This window comes from Allobacillus halotolerans, assembly GCF_018967645.1.
In the GTDB taxonomy this organism is placed as follows: Bacteria; Bacillota; Bacilli; order Bacillales; family Alkalibacillaceae; genus Allobacillus; species Allobacillus halotolerans.
Map to the genome: position 1 here is coordinate 23,097 of NZ_JAHLZF010000008.1, position 18,179 is coordinate 41,275.

The 18,179-nt window shown below is 39.1% G+C and carries 14 protein-coding genes; all 14 read right to left on the reverse strand.

Annotation, left to right across the window (positions count from 1 at the left end; all coding sequences use genetic code 11):
- Nucleotides 1-147 precede the first annotated feature (147 nt).
- The 14 genes from murG to KQ486_RS06950 all read right to left on the reverse strand — a co-directional run bounded on the left by murG (nt 148) and on the right by KQ486_RS06950 (nt 18,105).
- Complete coding sequence (gene murG, locus KQ486_RS06885) at nt 148-1,221, reverse strand: undecaprenyldiphospho-muramoylpentapeptide beta-N-acetylglucosaminyltransferase (protein ID WP_274236927.1); 1,074 nt, start codon at nt 1,219-1,221, stop codon at nt 148-150.
- 272 nt (nt 1,222-1,493) lie between these two features.
- The gene (locus KQ486_RS06890; RefSeq protein WP_216687147.1) at nt 1,494-2,681 is read right to left on the reverse strand and encodes a NupC/NupG family nucleoside CNT transporter; all 1,188 of its coding nucleotides are present in this window, start codon (nt 2,679-2,681) and stop codon (nt 1,494-1,496) included.
- Between the two features lie 220 nt (nt 2,682-2,901).
- The gene (locus KQ486_RS06895) at nt 2,902-3,657 is read right to left on the reverse strand and encodes a hypothetical protein (protein WP_216687148.1); all 756 of its coding nucleotides are present in this window, start codon (nt 3,655-3,657) and stop codon (nt 2,902-2,904) included.
- A gap of 61 nt (nt 3,658-3,718) precedes the next feature.
- Nucleotides 3,719-4,573 carry an oligopeptide ABC transporter permease gene (gene opp4C / locus KQ486_RS06900; RefSeq protein ID WP_212367938.1) on the reverse strand — a complete coding sequence of 285 codons (855 nt, stop codon included), beginning with the start codon at nt 4,571-4,573 and terminating at the stop codon, nt 3,719-3,721.
- A gap of 59 nt (nt 4,574-4,632) precedes the next feature.
- Nucleotides 4,633-5,598, reverse strand: a complete 966-nt coding sequence (gene opp4B, locus KQ486_RS06905; protein WP_212367745.1) for an oligopeptide ABC transporter permease — start codon at nt 5,596-5,598, stop codon at nt 4,633-4,635.
- Nucleotides 5,599-5,634: 36 nt separating this feature from the next.
- On the reverse strand, nt 5,635-7,428 hold the full coding sequence (gene opp4A, locus KQ486_RS06910) for an oligopeptide ABC transporter substrate-binding protein (RefSeq protein ID WP_212367747.1): 1,794 nt from the start codon (nt 7,426-7,428) through the stop codon (nt 5,635-5,637).
- Nucleotides 7,429-7,465: 37 nt separating this feature from the next.
- Nucleotides 7,466-8,491 (reverse strand): ABC transporter ATP-binding protein, encoded by a 1,026-nt coding sequence (locus tag KQ486_RS06915; RefSeq protein ID WP_212367749.1) that lies wholly within the window; start codon nt 8,489-8,491, stop codon nt 7,466-7,468.
- On the reverse strand, nt 8,491-9,513 hold the full coding sequence (locus KQ486_RS06920) for an ABC transporter ATP-binding protein (RefSeq protein WP_212367751.1): 1,023 nt from the start codon (nt 9,511-9,513) through the stop codon (nt 8,491-8,493). The genes KQ486_RS06915 and KQ486_RS06920 overlap by 1 nt, the downstream gene beginning before the upstream one ends.
- Nucleotides 9,514-10,043: 530 nt before the next feature.
- Nucleotides 10,044-11,318: a 2-oxoglutarate dehydrogenase complex dihydrolipoyllysine-residue succinyltransferase gene (gene odhB, locus KQ486_RS06925; RefSeq protein WP_216687149.1), complete on the reverse strand. Its 1,275-nt coding sequence runs from the start codon at nt 11,316-11,318 to the stop codon at nt 10,044-10,046.
- 15 nt (nt 11,319-11,333) lie between these two features.
- Entirely contained in the window at nt 11,334-14,156 is a 2,823-nt protein-coding gene (locus KQ486_RS06930; protein ID WP_216687185.1) for a 2-oxoglutarate dehydrogenase E1 component, read from the reverse strand.
- Between the two features lie 250 nt (nt 14,157-14,406).
- Nucleotides 14,407-16,053 (reverse strand): P-loop NTPase family protein, encoded by a 1,647-nt coding sequence (locus KQ486_RS06935; RefSeq protein WP_216687150.1) that lies wholly within the window; start codon nt 16,051-16,053, stop codon nt 14,407-14,409.
- A gap of 327 nt (nt 16,054-16,380) precedes the next feature.
- Nucleotides 16,381-16,854 (reverse strand): tRNA (uridine(34)/cytosine(34)/5-carboxymethylaminomethyluridine(34)-2'-O)-methyltransferase TrmL, encoded by a 474-nt coding sequence (trmL, locus tag KQ486_RS06940; RefSeq protein WP_144162595.1) that lies wholly within the window; start codon nt 16,852-16,854, stop codon nt 16,381-16,383.
- A 104-nt stretch (nt 16,855-16,958) separates the two neighbouring features.
- Complete coding sequence (locus tag KQ486_RS06945; protein ID WP_216687151.1) at nt 16,959-17,480, reverse strand: methylated-DNA--[protein]-cysteine S-methyltransferase; 522 nt, start codon at nt 17,478-17,480, stop codon at nt 16,959-16,961.
- Nucleotides 17,470-18,105: a hypothetical protein gene (locus KQ486_RS06950; RefSeq protein WP_216687152.1), complete on the reverse strand. Its 636-nt coding sequence runs from the start codon at nt 18,103-18,105 to the stop codon at nt 17,470-17,472. The genes KQ486_RS06945 and KQ486_RS06950 overlap by 11 nt, the downstream gene beginning before the upstream one ends.
- Nucleotides 18,106-18,179 lie beyond the last annotated feature (74 nt).

Sequence of the window (18,179 nt, forward strand, 5' to 3'; positions counted from 1 at the left end):
GATGTCGCCTTATACCCTATGGGTGCAAGCGAAGTGTTTTGATGGACCGCCAGTCAAACAAAAATCCCGAGCGATTTATGAACATCTAAATCGTTCGGGATTTCATTTCTTCTGTAATTTTTAATTCAAACTCTTCCCATGTGAAGTTTATTTTTTCATCGTTTCTTTGATCAATTGGATGACATCATCTTTTGTCTTCCTCGGTTCAAACTTTGCCATTTCATCTTTGTAAGAAAAACGATCGTGATATAATTCGTTCACGTGATTGACTAATCGCTCACCGTCAAGGTTTTCCTCTTGTAACACAGCAGCGAAGCCTTGCTTTTCAAATGACTCTGCGTTTAATAATTGATCTCCACGACTAGCTTGTAAAGATAAGGGGATTAATAACATCGGTTTTCGCAGAGCTAAAAACTCAAAAATGGAGTTGGCACCAGCTCTTGAAATAACGATATCACTCATAGCCAACAAATCCTTTAATCCATCTGTGACGTATTCATATTGAACATAGCCTTCCTGGTGAATGGATGAATCAATATTGCCTTTACCACATAAGTGGATAATCTGAAACTTTTCTGTTAATGTTTTCAATTCCCCTCTAATCGCTTCATTCATTTTAACGGAGCCGACACTTCCGCCCATCACCATCAGGACAGGTTTTGCTTGGGTGAATCCAGTTAATTCATATGCGCGCTCCCGACTTCCTTGAAAAAGTTCTTCACGGATAATCGCGCCGACATACTTTGCTTTCTCTTCCGGTAAATACTTCACTGTCTCTGGAAAATTCGTCAATACAAAACGCGCAAATTTTGAGGCGATTTTATTGGCAAGCCCAGGGGTAAGATCTGACTCATGTATGATGGCCGGTACTTTTTGAAATTTCGATGCGATCACAACGGGAACTGAAACAAAACCACCTTTTGAGAAAACAATGGAAGGTTTTACTTTTTTAATTAATCGATTGGATTGATAAACACCTTTCATGACTTTAAACGGATCTTTGATATTTTCTTTGGACAAGTATCTCCGAAGCTTTCCGGTGGAAATGGCATGGTAGGTTACTCCAGACAACCCTTCGATTAGCTCACGTTCAATCCCCTCATACGAACCAACATAATGAACGTCATATCCCTCTTTTAAAAATTCGGGAATTAGTGCCAGATTAACGACGACATGGCCAGCCGTCCCACCTCCGGTAAATAAGATCGTTTGTTTCCCCACTGATTCCCATCCTTTCTGCATTTATGTCTTCTAACAGCTTAAACTAATTTTTATACTTTAATCATTATACTATTCTACGATCACTTTTCCATAGGGATTCATTATTTCATACGGCCAACTTTTACTCTGCAAGTGGTTTTGAATAAACAACCGTACCCAATTCATCTCCATCCTGCCTTTACCTAAGGATGGAATTTTTCTTTTTTATTGAAGGAAATACTAAAATACTGCATCTACAATAGATTACATGTAGATGCAGTATTGTGAAAGCTTTAAACAAATAATCCAGCAATTGTTGCAGATAGGACAGATGCAAGGGTCGCACCAATCAATAACTTCATTCCGAAACGCGATACAATTTTTCCTTTTTCAGAACTGATTCCAGCAACAGTACCGGCGATAATACCGATGGAGCTAAAGTTCGCAAAGCTTGTCAAGAATACAGAAACAATGGCTTTTGTTTTTGCAGAAAACTGTGCGGAAATTTCTCCAAATTGGGCCATGGCAACAAATTCATTAGTAATGATTTTTGTCCCCATTAAACTACCTGCATTGATGACTTCATCCATCGGTACACCCATTAGGAAGACAAGTGGAGAAAGAATATAACCTAGAATTTGTTCTAAGGTAACTCCATTGAATATACCTCCGATGATCCAATTGACAAGTTCTAGAGATGCTAAGAATGCAATTAACATCGCAGCAACGATTAAAGCAATCTTACCACCATCTAATGCACCGTTTGCCATCGCTTCAAATACACTTTTCGCACCGGAAACATTCTTCACGTCAACTTCATCGTCTTCTTCATCCGTTTTCACAGGCGCAATAATTGAAGCAATGATCAACGCACTGAACATGTTCAATGGTAATGCGACCAACACATACTGTGGTGGAATCATTGTCATGTAAGCACCCACAATGGAAGCTGATACAGAACCCATAGCAGAAGCACTGACGATATATAGACGATTATCCGTCAATCGGTGAAATTGTGATTTGATACCAAGCAAAGCCTCTGATTGACCGAAAAACAAACTGTTTACCGCATTAAAGGACTCGATTTTTGGTAAGCCTGTAATCTTTGACAAGATAGCTCCGACATATTTAATGATAAACGGTAAAATTTTTATATACGTTAATACGGATAGGATCGTAGCGAAAAAGATAATAATCATTAAGACATCAAAAAGAAATACTTGATCACCCGATATCTCAATCCCTCCGATAACAAATTCTGCACCGGACCGACCGAATGAAATTAATTTATTAAATAGGTCAGAAATCCATAAGATGATTGTTTCACCGAACGACGTGTTAAACATAAACCATGTAATAATTACCTGTGAAACTAACATTATCCCTATACCTTTGAATGGGATGTATTTTTTATCATTTGATAATAACCATGCCAACCCTAACACGAGAGCTATTGCGACAATGGCTAATAAAATTCCCATATTTGTCTCCTCCTCTATGATGAAACGAAAAAAGATTATAAACTATTTTTTAATGTACCAAGAATTATACCTGTAAGCAATAGATATGGAAGACAAAAATCGGTTTTATTCAATCATTTACATCCTTTATTACCAAAAACTCAACTTAGAGGTTAGTTTATGCAATTTTTTGTCTAATACACTCAATATGGCTGACTTTTCTGCAACGGACTAGCCATTGTTAGACCATAAAATACTCCGATGAGATGTAAGGTGAAGCGGAGAATTGCCTAGAAATCTCTTCGCCAAGAAAACTTGGTGACAATCCTTGTTTTCGAATTTCGCGCAGCGTGTAATAATGCCCTTTCGATGCATACTCATTCAGATGGTGAAGTATTGCGCTACACTCAATGGTTGAAATTTTTCCGTCACTGATGTGTTCGATGGAAAAATGAAAAGAAGTGGTATCATGATTTAACAATTCTTTTAATTGCTTGAGAGGATGCATAATAGAAGTAGCCCCTTCAATAGCTGGTAAGCTCAACTGATTGGACCAAGAAAAAATCGATTCACGATGGTAAAGGAAAAACATTGGATCGTTAAAATTTTTAAGGAAAGTTAATCGTCTTAGAGAGTACAGATAATCACCCATTGAATGAGAACAATCGATCAAGATGATTTTCACCAATTGATTTTGCCTTAATTCAGTCGTTAATGGAAAGCGGTAAGTGACTGCTTCTTCGAAAGGAATCCGTTTGCTTTCTGACTTCAATAATGTTTTTTTACTATTGAATACCTTTCGTAAAAGGGTATTCGTCATTCTTTCAAGCTTCTCTAATTCTCGAATTAAATCATGCATTCTAAAAGAATAAACAGGCGTGCGTGGTGAAGAAAAACCACTTCCGCGTTTTGTCTTTTCTTTATTTGTTGAATCAATTTCATTTCCATGGAAAATGATTGGGACATTCGTCATCCATTTCTCATGTTCGTTAAACAATCAATCACCTCTCCTACAAAAAACTCGCTCATTAATATGTAATTAATGAGCGAGTTATGAGTTAACGATAAGATTTTGGATTCAAAGCATCTTTAATTCCTTCACCGATAAAGTTAATCGACAGGATCGTCAATACTAAAACGATGCCAGGTGGTGCCCAAATCCATGGCATATGTTGCAATACATCCGATTCCTGGGAAGCCTTTAACATATTTCCCCAACTTGGTGTTGATGAAGGTACACCGAAACCAAGGTAACTTAAACCGGATTCTACTACAATCATATTTGCAAAAAGAATGGTTGATTGAACAATAATTGTAGATAAAATGTTTGGTAGTAAGTGTTTAGTAATAACTTTAAACGGGTTCGTTCCAATCGAGACTGCCGCTAACACATACTCATTTTCTTTCTCCGTCAATACTTTACTACGAACAAGACGAGCAACACCGCCCCAACTTAGTACACTAATGACAAGGATTAAAACCCAAACACCATCTACTTCTCCGAATAAAATTGCACTTAGTACGATTACGAAAACTAAGAATGGAAAGTTCAAAACGAAATCCGTAAAACGCATTAAGATACTATCAATCTTTCCTCCGAAATACCCGGCGATTGAACCGACGATTGTTCCGAAAATAGTAACTGCCACAGTACAGGCCATTCCGACTAGCAATGAAACTCGTCCACCATATAATAGTCTCGTAAAGACATCACGGCCACTTTTATCTGTTCCAAACCAATGATCAGCAGATGGAGGTAGCTCCATTTGACCGATATTAACAAGACTTATATCTGCTGTCGTAATATAAGGTGCCAAAAATGAAATGATAATGATAAATAATAAATAAGCTAAACTGATCATAGCCAATTTATTCTTAACAAATTTTCTTCTGGCTATCGCCCATGGCGACATATTTTTTTGTGGCTTTGGTGTAGCGTTAGTAATAGTATTGGTTTCCACAGCCACTCCTCCTAATCTATGCGAATTCTCGGATCCACTATTCCATATAGCAAATCTGCGACTAAGTTTCCTATTAATACAAGTAACGAGAAGAACATTGTTAATGTCATCAATACGGAGTAATCACGGTTGTTCACTGAGTTTAAAAATAATGTTCCTATCCCAGGATACGTAAATATTGCTTCTGTGATGACCGCACCGTTAACAATAGTTACAATGTCGAATCCTAAAAACGTTATTAGAGGTATTAAGGAATTTCTTAAAATATGACTGTTATAGATTTTCGATTCTGAAGTACCTTTTGCTCTTGCTGTTCGGACAAAATCTTTTCGACTACTTTCAATGATATCGTTACGTAAAAACTGAGTGTAACTAGCGGTACTTAATGCACCAAGTACGATTGCAGGTGCTAACACATAATGGAATCGACTAATCCAGTATTCTAATGTACCTGGCTGAAGTCCAATTTCATGTGAACCACCAAACGGAATCCACCCTAACTTAAAAGAGAAGAAATAAATTATGACGACCCCAGCAATATAGTTTGGAACTGCTAAGCCAAAATAATTTAACCCGCCGATGAAATGATCTAATTTTGAGTAAGCTTTTCTCCCTGCAGTCATTCCCATTGCGAAAGCAAAGATATATGTAATGACAATCGAACTTATACCCAGAAACAACGTGTTCAGCATTCGAGATTTAACGAGTTCTGAGACTTGTACTTTGTACTGTGTAGATTTACCAAAGTCTCCTTGTACAAAATTGGTAACCCAAGTCCAATATTGAACATGAATTGGATCGTTATATCCTAATTTTTCTCTCATTTCCTCAATGTACTCTGGATCAGAATTCGTTGGATCAATTTCTCCACCAAGTGGATCCCCTGGCATAAACATTGCCAGGGAAAACACTACAATGGAGATAAGGAGTAGCATTGGAATCATGCCTAGTAATCTTCGGAGTGTATATTTTAACATGTAAATTCTCCTTATCGTTTCATACTAACGGATGGTTTACTTATCTGCTCCGTCTGTAACAAACCAGTTCATAGCGTTGTTGAATCCTGTTACATCATATTCAAGTCCGCCTACACGTTCGTTGACAGCGTAAACTTCTTCAAGCTCACCAATGATTAAAGCAGGAGCTTCTTCGTTTACAAGTTTCTGCCATTCAGTGTATACGTCTTTACGTTTGTCTTTATCATCACCCACAACTTCTACATCAAGTGCATCTTCTAGAAGTTGGTCAGCTTCTTCATTGTTGAAACGTGGGTAGTTCCATAGTTGATCAGATGCCCATAGTGCAGTTGGGTCTGGATCAGCACCGACACTCCATCCACCGAAGAATGCTTCGATTGCAGGATCATCGTTTTCAATCATTTCATAATAGTTTTGTACTTCTACCATTTCTAATTCAGATTTGACACCGACAGCTTCCCACTGCTGAACAAGTGCTTGTGCACGAGTTTCAAATGATGGGTTACCCGTATCATAGTGAGAGAATGATAAGACAAACTCATTTCCTTCAGGGTCTTCTACGAATCCATCACCGTTCGTATCTTCATAACCTGCTTCAGCTAGCAATTCTTTAGCTTTTTCAGTAGAGTATTCGTATTGTTTCAAGTCATCGTTATCTGCAGCAATCCAGTGAGACGTAGGGATTGGTGCGTTAAGTGTTTTACCATAACCACCGAAGAATGTTTCGATCCACTGTTCACGGTCGATTGCATGCCATAGTGCTTGACGTAACTTTTTGTTACTATATTTTTCCTTATCTTCAACGATTTCTCCAGCTTCTTTATCAAATACACCTAGCTTGAATCCTACATAGTAGTAAGAAACACCTGGGTAAGTAATAACAGAAACGTTGTCTAAAGCGTCTGCTTCTTTACCTTGAGTTGGGTGAACTGGAACCATGTCAACTTCGCCGTTCTCAAGTGCACCAATTACAGAAGTGTTGGCTACAACACGAACTGTCAGCCCATCTAAGTGTGGCTCGCCTTGCCAGTAATCTTCGTTCTTTTCTAACTCATAATATTCACCAGCAGATGTATTTTTTACTTTGAAAGGTCCTGTTCCAACGATTTCAGTCATAGAAGGAGCGGATTCTTCCATCTCAGCAACTTCGATTCCTTCGAATGCTGTCTGGTTCATTGGGTTTGTCCATAGGTTCAATAGGTTGTTTACACGCGCTTTATCAAAAGTAATTTCAATTTCATAATCACTCTTAACATTCAAACCTGAAATTTCTTCAGCATTACCTTCACGGAAATCAGCAGCACCTTCGATCGTTTGAACGTTTGCCCAACGAGGTCCTGTATAATCAGGGTGTGCTAGCGTTTCGATTGCGAATACCCAGTCATTAACAGTTAATTCGTCACCGTTATGCCATTTTACGCCTTCTTTAATCGTGAAATTATATGTTTTTTGATCTTCTGTTTCCCATTCCGCTAAGTGAGGAATTGGATTGAATTCTTCATCATATTCAATGAATCCTTCTTGAACAAACTGGTTGATCTCAGCTTCAGTAGATGATCTATAGAAGTTGATATCAAGTGGACCAGATGGTTCTGAGTCAATTGCATAAATCAATGTTCCTCCATCAACTGGTTCACCATCACCAGAAGCCTCTTCTGAACCTTCTTCCGAGGACTCTTCCTCTGTACCTTCTTCTGAGGATTCATCAGAAGATTCTTCTTCTGTACCCTCATCTTCATTGCCTTGCTCTTCACTATCATCCCCGCCACAAGCAGCTAGGAACATTGCAAGAACAAGCATCATGGCAACTAGCCAATAAGATTTCTTCATTTTCTTTCCCCCTGTTTTTTGAATATTAATTGACTTCTTAATCATAAAGGATGCAAGCTACGTGATGACCTGGCTTCACCTCCTTTAAAGTTGGCCTAATTTCTGAGCATTCCTCTTTAGCCATCGGACACCTCGTATGGAACGGACATCCGCTTGGTGGATTAGAAGGGCTTGGTACGTCACCTTCCAATACGATCCTTTCCTTTTTCATCTTTGGATTAGGATGAGGTATGGCAGAAATTAATGCCTGCGTATAAGGATGAAGTGGTTCATTGTAAATCGATTCGTTATCGGCCAATTCCACTAGGTTTCCAAGATACATAACTCCGATTCGATCACTCATATGCTTTACAACACTTAGGTCGTGCGCGATAAATAAATATGTAAGATCAAATTCATCCTGGAGATCCATTAATAGATTCAAAACTTGTGATTGTACCGAAACATCTAATGCTGAAACAGGCTCATCAGCGATGATAAATTTCGGGTTCAAAGCAAGCGCTCGGGCAATCCCAATCCTTTGCCGTTGTCCACCTGAAAATTCATGTGCATATTTGTCATAAGCATCTTGTGGAAGGCCGACTCGTGTCAACAAGTTCCTTACTTCTTCTTCAATTTCTTTTTTACTTTTACCTGTATTATAGTTACGGATCGGTTCGGCAACGATTTCACCGACATTCTGCATTGGATTCAACGATGCATAGGGATCTTGGAATACCATTTGAAAGTCTTGTCTTTTTTTGCGAAGTTTATTACCAGCTAGATTAGTAATGTTTTCGCCATCGAAAATAATTTCCCCTTCAGTTGGTTTCAACAAGCGTAGGAGTGTTCGACCAGCTGTCGATTTCCCACACCCCGATTCACCGACAAGTCCAAATGTTTCTCCCTTTTTAATATTGAAACTAATGTCATCGACGGCTTTCACATGTCCTACTGTTCTTCTGAAAAATCCACCTTTAATTGGATAATAGGTTTTAAGATTTTTGACCTCGAGAATATTTTCTTTTGCGTCACGTTGTTCTTTTCTAACTTCCGCATTTGTGAATGTCTCAGTTGTCGCCATTACGCATTCGCCCTTTCTTTTGGTCGGCTTTCATCGTATAAGATACATGCCACTTCGTGACCGTCTTTCACTTCGCCAAGTAATGGTGTAATCGTCGTGCATTCCGGCATTGCTCTTGCACAACGGTCGGCAAATTTACATCCTACCCGCGGCATGTTTTTTAACGATGGTACGATTCCTGGAATGGAACCGAGTCGTTCTTGTTTTTCAGCCATTTTCGGAATGGAATCAATCAATTTTTCTGTATATGGATGTTTTGGATTTTCAAACAGCTCTTCTACAGTGGTTTTCTCAACAATCTCTCCAGCATACATAACAATTACATCATCACACATTTCAGCAACTACACCTAGATCGTGGGTGATAAGTACAATTGCCATGTCATTAATTGATTGAACTTCTTTTAAAAGATCAAGAATCTGTGCTTGAACAGTTACATCAAGTGCTGTTGTAGGTTCATCAGCAATCAGTAATTGCGGTTGGCAAGCAATAGCCATTGCAATCATGACACGCTGTCTCATACCGCCTGATAATTGGTGTGGATATTCCTGAACGACATCGTCAGGTCTTGAAATGCCTACACTCCGAAGTAATGAAACAGATTTTTGTCGTGCTTCCTTCTTTGAAATTTTGAAATGATTAAACAAAACTTCTTCGAGTTGGAAACCGATTGTAAAGACTGGGTTTAATGCAGTCATTGGTTCCTGGAAAATCATTGATATATCTTTGCCGCGAATCTTATTCATTTCTTTATCGTTATAGTTGGTAATATCTTTTCCATCTAAAAGAATTTGTCCACCTTTTATTTTGCCGATTCCTTTCGGTAGTAAATGCATAATCGATAATGACATGACACTTTTACCACAACCGGATTCTCCTACAACACCAACGATTTTGCCACGATCGACAGTAAATGAAACATCATCTACGGCGTTGTAGTACTCCCCGTCAATCGGAAAAGCCGTTTCCAAATTCTTTACTTCTAGAAGTGGGGCTTTATTTTCTTTAGTATGTTCGCTCATCGAAAGCACCTCTGTTGTTTTAGAATAATTCAGAATCTTAACTATAAAAAAATACTTAAAATGGAATAACAGACATATATGTACAATAAATGAAATTGGTTAATAAATATATTATACATAATCAGCTATAATTTCAAGAGTTTTTTAAAATATTTAATTTCAATGTTTATTTAAACTATGTAAATCATCAGAATATTAAGTTGTTATTACAAGTTTGTTTCATTATATCATGAATAATGTAAATTACGAAGGTTATTTTTCATTTTTTCTAACTATTTTCAACATTTATATTTGTGAAAACGTTTTCTATTTGCATTCTTATTGCATTTAACATCTCTATAACCATCGTATTAATAGGATAGGAGTCCATGCACAATAACTAAAATATCATGATTCATAAGCTGTAAAAATTGTTCGCGAGGAAGTTTTAATATCGGAATATACTGTATTATTTGAGCAAAAAATAACACCTACTCCGTAATTTTAGGAGTAGGTGCCATGTTCAAAGTATTAGCTATTTAACTTTTTTATTATCCTTCTAATAGTAGATCATAAGGATCTTCAATCATTTCTTTGACACGAACCAAGAACTGAACAGCTTCTCTTCCGTCAATGATTCTGTGATCATAAGAAAGTGCCAAGTACATCATTGGGCGGACTTCAATTGAGTCATCTGGCATAACGACAGGACGTTTTTGAATCGTGTGCATCCCTAAAATACCTACTTGAGGTGAGTTCAAGATTGGTGTGGATAGCAAGGATCCAAAAATACCACCATTTGTGATTGTGAATGAACCTCCACTTAGATCGTCTAATGTCAGTTTTCCATCACGAGCTTTTTTCGCCAAGTCCCCAACTTCTTTTTCAATTCCTGCAAAGCTTAAACGATCGGCATCTCTAACAACAGGAACAACTAGTCCTTCTTCTGTAGATACAGCCATACCTATGTCATAAAACTTCTTCTTCACGACTTCTTTGCCTTGGATTTCAGAGTTGACTAATGGAAACTCTTTCAAAGCGCCAACAACAGCTTTTGTAAAGAAGGACATAAAGCCTAGTTTGACACCGTGTTTGTCCAAGAATTCATCTTTACGCTCACTGCGAAGCTTCATAATATTCGTCATGTCAACTTCGTTAAACGTTGTTAACATTGCCGCTTCTTGTTGAACTTCAACTAAACGCTTAGCAATCGTTTGACGACGGCGAGACAGCTTCTCACGCTCAACCGGTTTGTCGAATTCTGTTTTCTCGCTGCTTTCTTCTTTCTTCGAAGACTTCGCTTTGCTGCCTTCTGCTTTCTGGCTTGCTGCTGCTTCCACGTCTTCTTTGGAAATTCGTCCTACTGGATCTTTTGGTTTAATGTCATTTAAGTCAATTCCAAGTTCACGCGCACGTTTACGTGTTGCTGGAGAAGCAACTGGCTGGTCTGTTGAGTCTGCTTGTTCTTTTTCTTCTTTAGCAGGTTCTGCTTTCTTTTCTTCCGCTGGCTCTTCAGTAGATGCTTCTTCTTTCTTTTCTTCCTTCTCTACTGTTTCTTCACTGGATTCTGATGAACTACCACCTGCTTCACCGTTCTCATCAATTTTAGCAATAACGTCTCCTACTTCAACGTCGTCGCCTTCTTCTACAAGAACTTCTGCAAGAACACCTGTAAAGTCAGAGTTAACTTCAACGTTTACTTTGTCTGTTTCTAATTCAAGGATGGCGTCTCCCTTTTCTACTTTTTCACCTTTTTGGACTAACCATTCGGCTACTGTACCTTCAGTAATCGATTCAGCTAATTCCGGTACAACGATTTCCTTCACGTCATTTTCCTCCTTTTAGTCAAGCTTAAGTGCTTCTTCAATGATTTGACTTTGTTCTGCTTTGTGAATGTTTGGATCACCAACGGCAGGTGAAGAACGATCAGGTCTACCTACATATAAGAGATTCTGTTTCTTCTTCATAATATCACGAATTCTGTCGTTGACGAATTCCCAGCTTCCCATATTCTTCGGCTCTTCTTGAACCCATACAATATCTTCAACATTTTTGTATTTTTTCAGAAGTTCTTTCAGTCGGTCTTCTGGGAATGGATAAATTTGTTCTAATCTGACACAATGCAAGCTTTCTGTATTGTCCATGTCCTCTAAAGCTTCTTCAAGGTCGACCATAACTTTTCCGCTACCGATGACTAATCGTTTCACGGACTCAGGATTATCCCCTGTTTCTTTATGCTCTAAGACAGGCTGGAACTTTCCTTCGCTCAGCTCAGTGCCATCAACGGCAACACGCTGATTACGAATGAGACTCTTAGGCGTCATCAAAATCAACGGACGAGCGTTTTCTTTTCCAACAATCGCAGCTTGCCTTCTTAATAAATGGAAGTATTGACCGGCAGTCGTCACATTCGCCACCGTCCAGTTATTTTCTGCTGATAGTTGCAAGTAACGTTCCAAACGTGCACTGGAGTGCTCTGGTCCTTGACCTTCATATCCGTGTGGTAGAAGCATAACAAGGCTTGCAATTTGTCCCCATTTAGCTCGACCAGATGAAATGAATTGATCAAAGATTACTTGTGCCACATTCGAGAAATCTCCATACTGTGCTTCCCATAAGACAAGTGTATCGTCGGTTTGCACACTATAGCCATATTCAAACCCTAAAACCGCTACCTCTGACAATGGGCTGTTATATAAGCTAAAGGAAGCATCCACGCCTTCAATACCGTGCATTGGGCTGTACTTTTCATTTGTTTTAACGTCGCGCAAAACGAGATGGCGGTGCGCAAATGTTCCACGCTCGGAATCTTGACCGGTCATTCGGATTGGTGTACCGTCTTTCAAAATTGTTCCAAAAGCAAGCGCTTCACCAAGAGCCCAATCGACTTTTTGCCCTTCTTCTAATGCATTCTCACGACGTCTAAGAATTTTTTCAAGTTTTTTGAAGCCAGTAAAACCTTCCGGACGTTTTAACATATCTTCATTTACTTGGTTTAGGACATCCTTATTCACTTTTGTTTCAATCGAATCGAGCTCATCTGCAACTCCTTCAGGTAAGGCTGGCACATAAGTTTCATGGATTTCATGCTCTTTCATGCCATTATAAATATCCCGAAGTTTTTGAATGGCATCCTCTTTATATTTCATTTGCTCTTCTTCGGAAAGTACTTTTTCTTCTACTAGACGTTTCGCATAAACTTCATACGCTGTATCATGCGCATCGATTTCCTGGTATAACAATGGCTGAGTACCACGAGGTTCATCCATTTCGTTATGACCATAACGTCTGTAACCGACTAAATCGATAACGACGTCTTTTTGGAACTCTTTACGGTATTGATAAGCAAATTCAACCGCACGAATACAAGCGACCGGATCATCTGCGTTAACGTGTAAAACAGGCATTTCAAAGCCTTTCGCCAAGTCAGATGCATATTTTGTTGAACGACCTTCTACTTTATCGGTTGTAAAACCGACAAGGTTGTTGGCGATAATATGGACGGCTCCACCCGTTTTATAACCGTGTAGTTGCGCAAGGTTAAGGGTTTCTGCGACAACACCTTCACCGATAAATGCTGCATCTCCGTGGATTTGTACAGAGAATGATTTATTGAAGTCTGGTTTCGCTTCGCCTTTATTTGACCGCTCATCTTGTACGGCACGTGTATATCCTTCAACAATCGGATTGATGAATTCCAAGTGAGAAGGGTTGTGTCCTAATGTGATCTTCGTTTTTGATTCATCTTGTTTAAAGTTTCCACCAAAGTGGTATTTAACGTCTCCTGTCCAACCATAATTAATCCCTGTTGAACCTTCTGAAGGTACTAATTCTTTATTTGGAGAATGAGCAAATTCAGAAAAAATCCTGTCATACGGTTTTCCAAGAATATGAGCCAAGACGTTTAAACGACCACGGTGAGCCATGCCCATCATGATGTGTTCAACGGAGTCTTTGTTACTATTTTTAACAAGGTGGTCGAGCATCGGAACCATAACATCAAGGCCTTCAATCGAGAAACGTTTTTGAGCAACAAACGTTTTCTGTAAGAATGCCTCAAATCCCTCTACTTCACCTAGTCGTTTTAGTAAATCTTTTTTATCTTCATCTGAAAAGTCAATTTCAAAAGTTCCTGTTTCAACCTGCTGATAAAGCCATTCGCGCTCTTCATCATCTGGAATATGGTTGAATTCATAGGAGGTTTTTCCTAAATACTTTTCTTTCAAATGCTCGATATATTCGTAACCATTATTAATTCCTTTGTGTTCATGACCTGCTAGCAACTTAACATCGATCTTTTTCAAGTCTTCGTTTGTTAAATTATAACTCTCAAGGTCGATTAGCGAATCATGCGATTGATCATGACCGCCAACTGGATAAATATCTGCACCAAGATGACCATGTCGACGAATGGCCTCAACTAACTTCATTGCACTTGTCAACTTTTTCAAGTCAGTAAATGAAGTGGCGCCTCCTGACTGCGGTGCTACTTGGCCACCATCATCGGCATCCATCCATTCCGGTGCCCCGTATTGTTCAAAAATATGACGCAGTGATTCATCTACTGCATCCGGGTCGTCTAAAAACAGTTCATATTGCTCTTCAACATAGCCCATATTGGGACCGTGAAAAGCTTCCCAAATACGATTGCTAGACCCATCCATAGCCACGATTACTACCCCCATCAATTTTGGACTGTTCATCCAATTGTCCTTAATGATTTTCATGTCGTTTATCCGCTCGAATATCCATTACACGTTTACCCGTAGATTAGGATTTACAAACTAACTGGAAGTCCGAGTGGAAAACGGCTTTATCCTCCAACTAGTATATATGATAACTGCTTAAGAGTGAAGGATTTGAGTCGAAATTTCACTACTTTTGACTCAGCCTTTCAATGTTCAGAAAATTAAATTAACTGTGCGTATAATTTTTAATAATTTTTTCCAAATTAGTTTGAAATTGAAGTTCTTTTTTTGAAAGTTTCGGCAATAATTTCCGTTCATACCAATCACTTAAGTTACCATATTTATACACCCATAGTTTTATACTCTTCCGACAGACGTATTCTCTCACTTTTTCCGGTAAATCTTTGAGCTGAACCGTCATATTTTGTCGAACGAAGTTTTCATGAATAACGGTTAGAAATTCGTCATCGTTTCTATTATCTCGATTGAGGTAATCTTGTGTAATCCTTTCTACGAATTCTTCCTCCTGCTCAGCGAACTTCCTTAAAAGAAAGCGTTCAAGTTGCATGTAGAAATATCGCTTCCCTTGCTTGATTGCTGTTTGAAATTTTTCTTTTTCTGTCGCATGCAGTCTTAGATCAGTATTCACTTCGTGTGAGAGTAAGTCGAGTAACTGTTCAGCAGTCACGATCCCTTTCCGACTCGTCATTACAATTGAAAGGATATGAAAGATAATCCTAGAATCTAACCCTTCCATACCTTCTTCATTGAATTCTTGTTTCAACGATTCATAAGGAGGTAGCTTATGTTGATAAAGCGAAATTTTTTCAAGCTTCGTGATCTCTTGCCGGCTCGAATGCATTCTGGAATAAATAACGGTAGCAGCAAGTGATTCTAAAGCAAATGGTTGAATACGTGATAAGTCTTTTTCCGTTAATTTTGTTTCATATAATCTCACCTCTTCACTGAGATCTAGATTATAAGGAACACGTTGGAGAATCATTCGGCTCGTCAAAGGCTTATTTTCCGATGACGTCATAATTTGTTGAAAATCTTCAGGATTACTATGACCAATAATGATTAAGTCACTATGAATCATTGCTTGGCGGGAAATTTTATATTGCTGTTCTTCTGTGACAGATAGCAATGGATAGAGCAATTTTGGCGATAGCTTAAACAGTTCTTGCAATTCCAAAATGCCCTGATTTCCTACTTGAAGTTCTCCGTCATATCGGTAAGCGTATGGGTGGGATTGCGATCCATAAGTTGTAATTGTCGAAAAATCCACCTCTCCCATTAAATCAGAAATTTCTTGTACTTGTGGATCGCCTGGTAGGAAAGTGCCAATTCCTCTTCGTTCATTTTCTGAAATTGTCATTCGTTCGACAGGAATTTTTCGCCAGTCACCCTCCCATTCGACGGTAAGTTTATGTAAATTTAATGGTGAGAGCTCACCACGAACTTCGTAGCCAGTAACACGTTTAATTGTATTTCGAATAGGTATTGGCAGTGCATGAAGTGGATTTTCATTGAGTGGACAACCCAAAATTCGATAAACTGCTCCTTGGTCTGTGGTCGAAAAGTCACTCAATGCTTTTTTGAGAAATTGGACTAACGTTGATTTCCCACTTCCAGGCGGGCCGACCAGCACGAGCATCCTTTTACGGACATCATAACCTTTTGCTGCAGGACGGAAATAACGGTCGATTAACTGTTGCAACAATTCATTCATGCCAAAGAGCTGTCGATGTTTATTCTTTTTCATCGCATCCTGAATCGCCAAATAAAGCCGCTCATGACTCGTCCGCGGAATAATGTTTCCTTGCAATATTTCTTCAACATATGTTTCTAATGTAAGCGAATCTGTTGTCATCGTAAGCCTCCTTCAATAAAGACTCTTCTATACTTTATTCCATGCGAATCGTTTCTTTTCATGAATAGTGTAAAGAATTTCACGAACTTTATTTGACTTTTCTTTGGGTTATAGTTCACAACTGAATAAATTTCAGCTATAATCAAATCATAAAGTATGCTTAAAGAAGAGGTGGATGCTACATGAATCTCGCACTAATTATTGGCGTATGTATTACATTTCTTGTTTCAATCTTCGCATCAGGTTATGAAGCAAAACGCTAATTTCCATTATGAAAAAATACACCAGCCATCGAAATTGATTCGATGGCTGGTGTTTTTATTTGCCTTACGTTAAATTCGGAAAACCTTGTTGGCGGAGTGCTTCATATACGATAATTGCTGCCGTATTTGACAAATTAAGTGACCGCACCTTGTCATTCATGTGAATCCGCAAACAGCGATCTTCTTTTCCTTCGAGCAATGTTGTCGGAATTCCGTCCGTTTCCCTTCCGAATACGAAGAATATCTCTTCTTCCCGATCACTGAAATCATAATCAGTATAATGTTTGGTGCCAAAGTTTTCTATATAATAATAACTGCCTGTCGGGAAAGTTTCGTATAATTCTTCAATCGAATCATAGTAGTGAATATTTACGTCATGCCAATAATCCAATCCAGCCCGCTTCAGCATTTTATCTTCAGTTGAAAATCCAAGTGGACGAATCAAATGCAACTCCGTCCCTGTTGCAAGCACCGTCCGAGCAATATTTCCTGTATTCGCTGGAATCTCTGGTTGATATAAAACAATATGTAACCCCATAATATATACACCTCTTAAGCTTAGTTGAACGGAAATATTATATCATAATTTATGTTGTAATTATCAGTGGTAATTATTTTTGTTCAAAGCGCCCAACACAACTTTTATTGTACATCCACATTCTCAATTGCTAGAAGTTTCTCTTTACGGTCCAATCCTCCACGATATCCTGTTAATTTTTTATTCGCACCAATCACCCGATGACATGGAACGATAATGGATAATGGATTTTTATTAATCGCACCGCCAACCGCTCGGACCGCTTTTGGGTTGTCGATCTTTTGTGCAATTTCTTTATACGTCGCGGTTTCACCATAAGGAATGGAACAAAGTGCCTTCCACACCTTTTGTTGAAAAGGAGTTCCAAATAATACCATTGGCGTCGTAAAAGATTTATTTTGATGGAAAAAATATTGGTTGAGTTCCTCGATCGTCTGCTGGAACGCTTGATCATCTGTATGCAAAGGGACTTTTGGTAGATTTCTATTTTTCCATTGATCAATCCAGTCCATTTTTTCCTCTAAAGAGCCGTGTTCAATAAAATATAGCGTGTTTGCCTGTCCACCTAATACAAGTTTGCCAATTGGCGAATCAATTTCTCGAATGACCAAGGAATTAGCTGACATTTTCATCCCCCTTCCGTATAGTCGCCACTTCAAAATAAAAATTAAGAGGCTGGGATTTACGCATACATACAATCAGCATAGCCGAAATCTCGACTACCACTTCGGAAAAATAATTCGCTAATGAAAAATCCGAACCGATTCGCATATTTATGAATCGCCGTTCGGATTTTTTACTAAACTGTCTTTGATCTTGTCGCTTTCGATTTGAATGGCCTTTCGTTGTAATCTCCGCGTACGTCAAAGAATTTGCAGGAGACCAGCCATCGAATGAGGCGTGACGCCCGGTGAACATGTGGAGCCGCTCGATAAACACTGCGAGCCGCTCGACAAATGCCGCCAACCGCTCGATAAACGCTGCCAACCGCTCGACAAACGACGACAACCGCTCGACAAACGACGACAACCGCTCGATAAACGACGACAACCGCTCGATAAACGACGACAACCGCTCGACAAACGACGACAACCGCTCGATAAACGACGACAACCGCTCGATAAACACTGCCAACCGCTCGATAAACACTGCCAACCGCTCGACAAACGACGACAACCGCTCAATAAACGCCGCGAACCGCTCGACAAATGCCGACAACCGCTCAACAAACGCCGGCGAAACGCTCGACAAATGCCGCCAACCGCTCGATAAACGTATCGAGCCGCCCGACAAATGTGGCGACTCGTTCCTTCTTCTGGCGCAGT

What these genes read in the sequence shown, in the direction of transcription:
- KQ486_RS06930 (WP_216687185.1), bottom strand. Translation starts at nt 14,156, where the DNA reads ATGGATGGGTCTAGCAATCGTATTTGGGAAGCTTTTCACGGTCCCAAT.
- opp4C (WP_212367938.1), bottom strand. Translation starts at nt 4,573, where the DNA reads ATGTCGCCATGGGCGATAGCCAGAAGAAAATTTGTTAAGAATAAATTG.
- trmL (WP_144162595.1), bottom strand. Translation starts at nt 16,854, where the DNA reads ATGGGGTTACATATTGTTTTATATCAACCAGAGATTCCAGCGAATACA.
- KQ486_RS06945 (WP_216687151.1), bottom strand. Translation starts at nt 17,480, where the DNA reads ATGTCAGCTAATTCCTTGGTCATTCGAGAAATTGATTCGCCAATTGGC.
- KQ486_RS06915 (WP_212367749.1), bottom strand. Translation starts at nt 8,491, where the DNA reads ATGGCGACAACTGAGACATTCACAAATGCGGAAGTTAGAAAAGAACAA.
- opp4A (WP_212367747.1), bottom strand. Translation starts at nt 7,428, where the DNA reads ATGAAGAAATCTTATTGGCTAGTTGCCATGATGCTTGTTCTTGCAATG.
- KQ486_RS06935 (WP_216687150.1), bottom strand. Translation starts at nt 16,053, where the DNA reads ATGACAACAGATTCGCTTACATTAGAAACATATGTTGAAGAAATATTG.
- KQ486_RS06920 (WP_212367751.1), bottom strand. Translation starts at nt 9,513, where the DNA reads ATGAGCGAACATACTAAAGAAAATAAAGCCCCACTTCTAGAAGTAAAG.
- opp4B (WP_212367745.1), bottom strand. Translation starts at nt 5,598, where the DNA reads ATGTTAAAATATACACTCCGAAGATTACTAGGCATGATTCCAATGCTA.
- KQ486_RS06890 (WP_216687147.1), bottom strand. Translation starts at nt 2,681, where the DNA reads ATGGGAATTTTATTAGCCATTGTCGCAATAGCTCTCGTGTTAGGGTTG.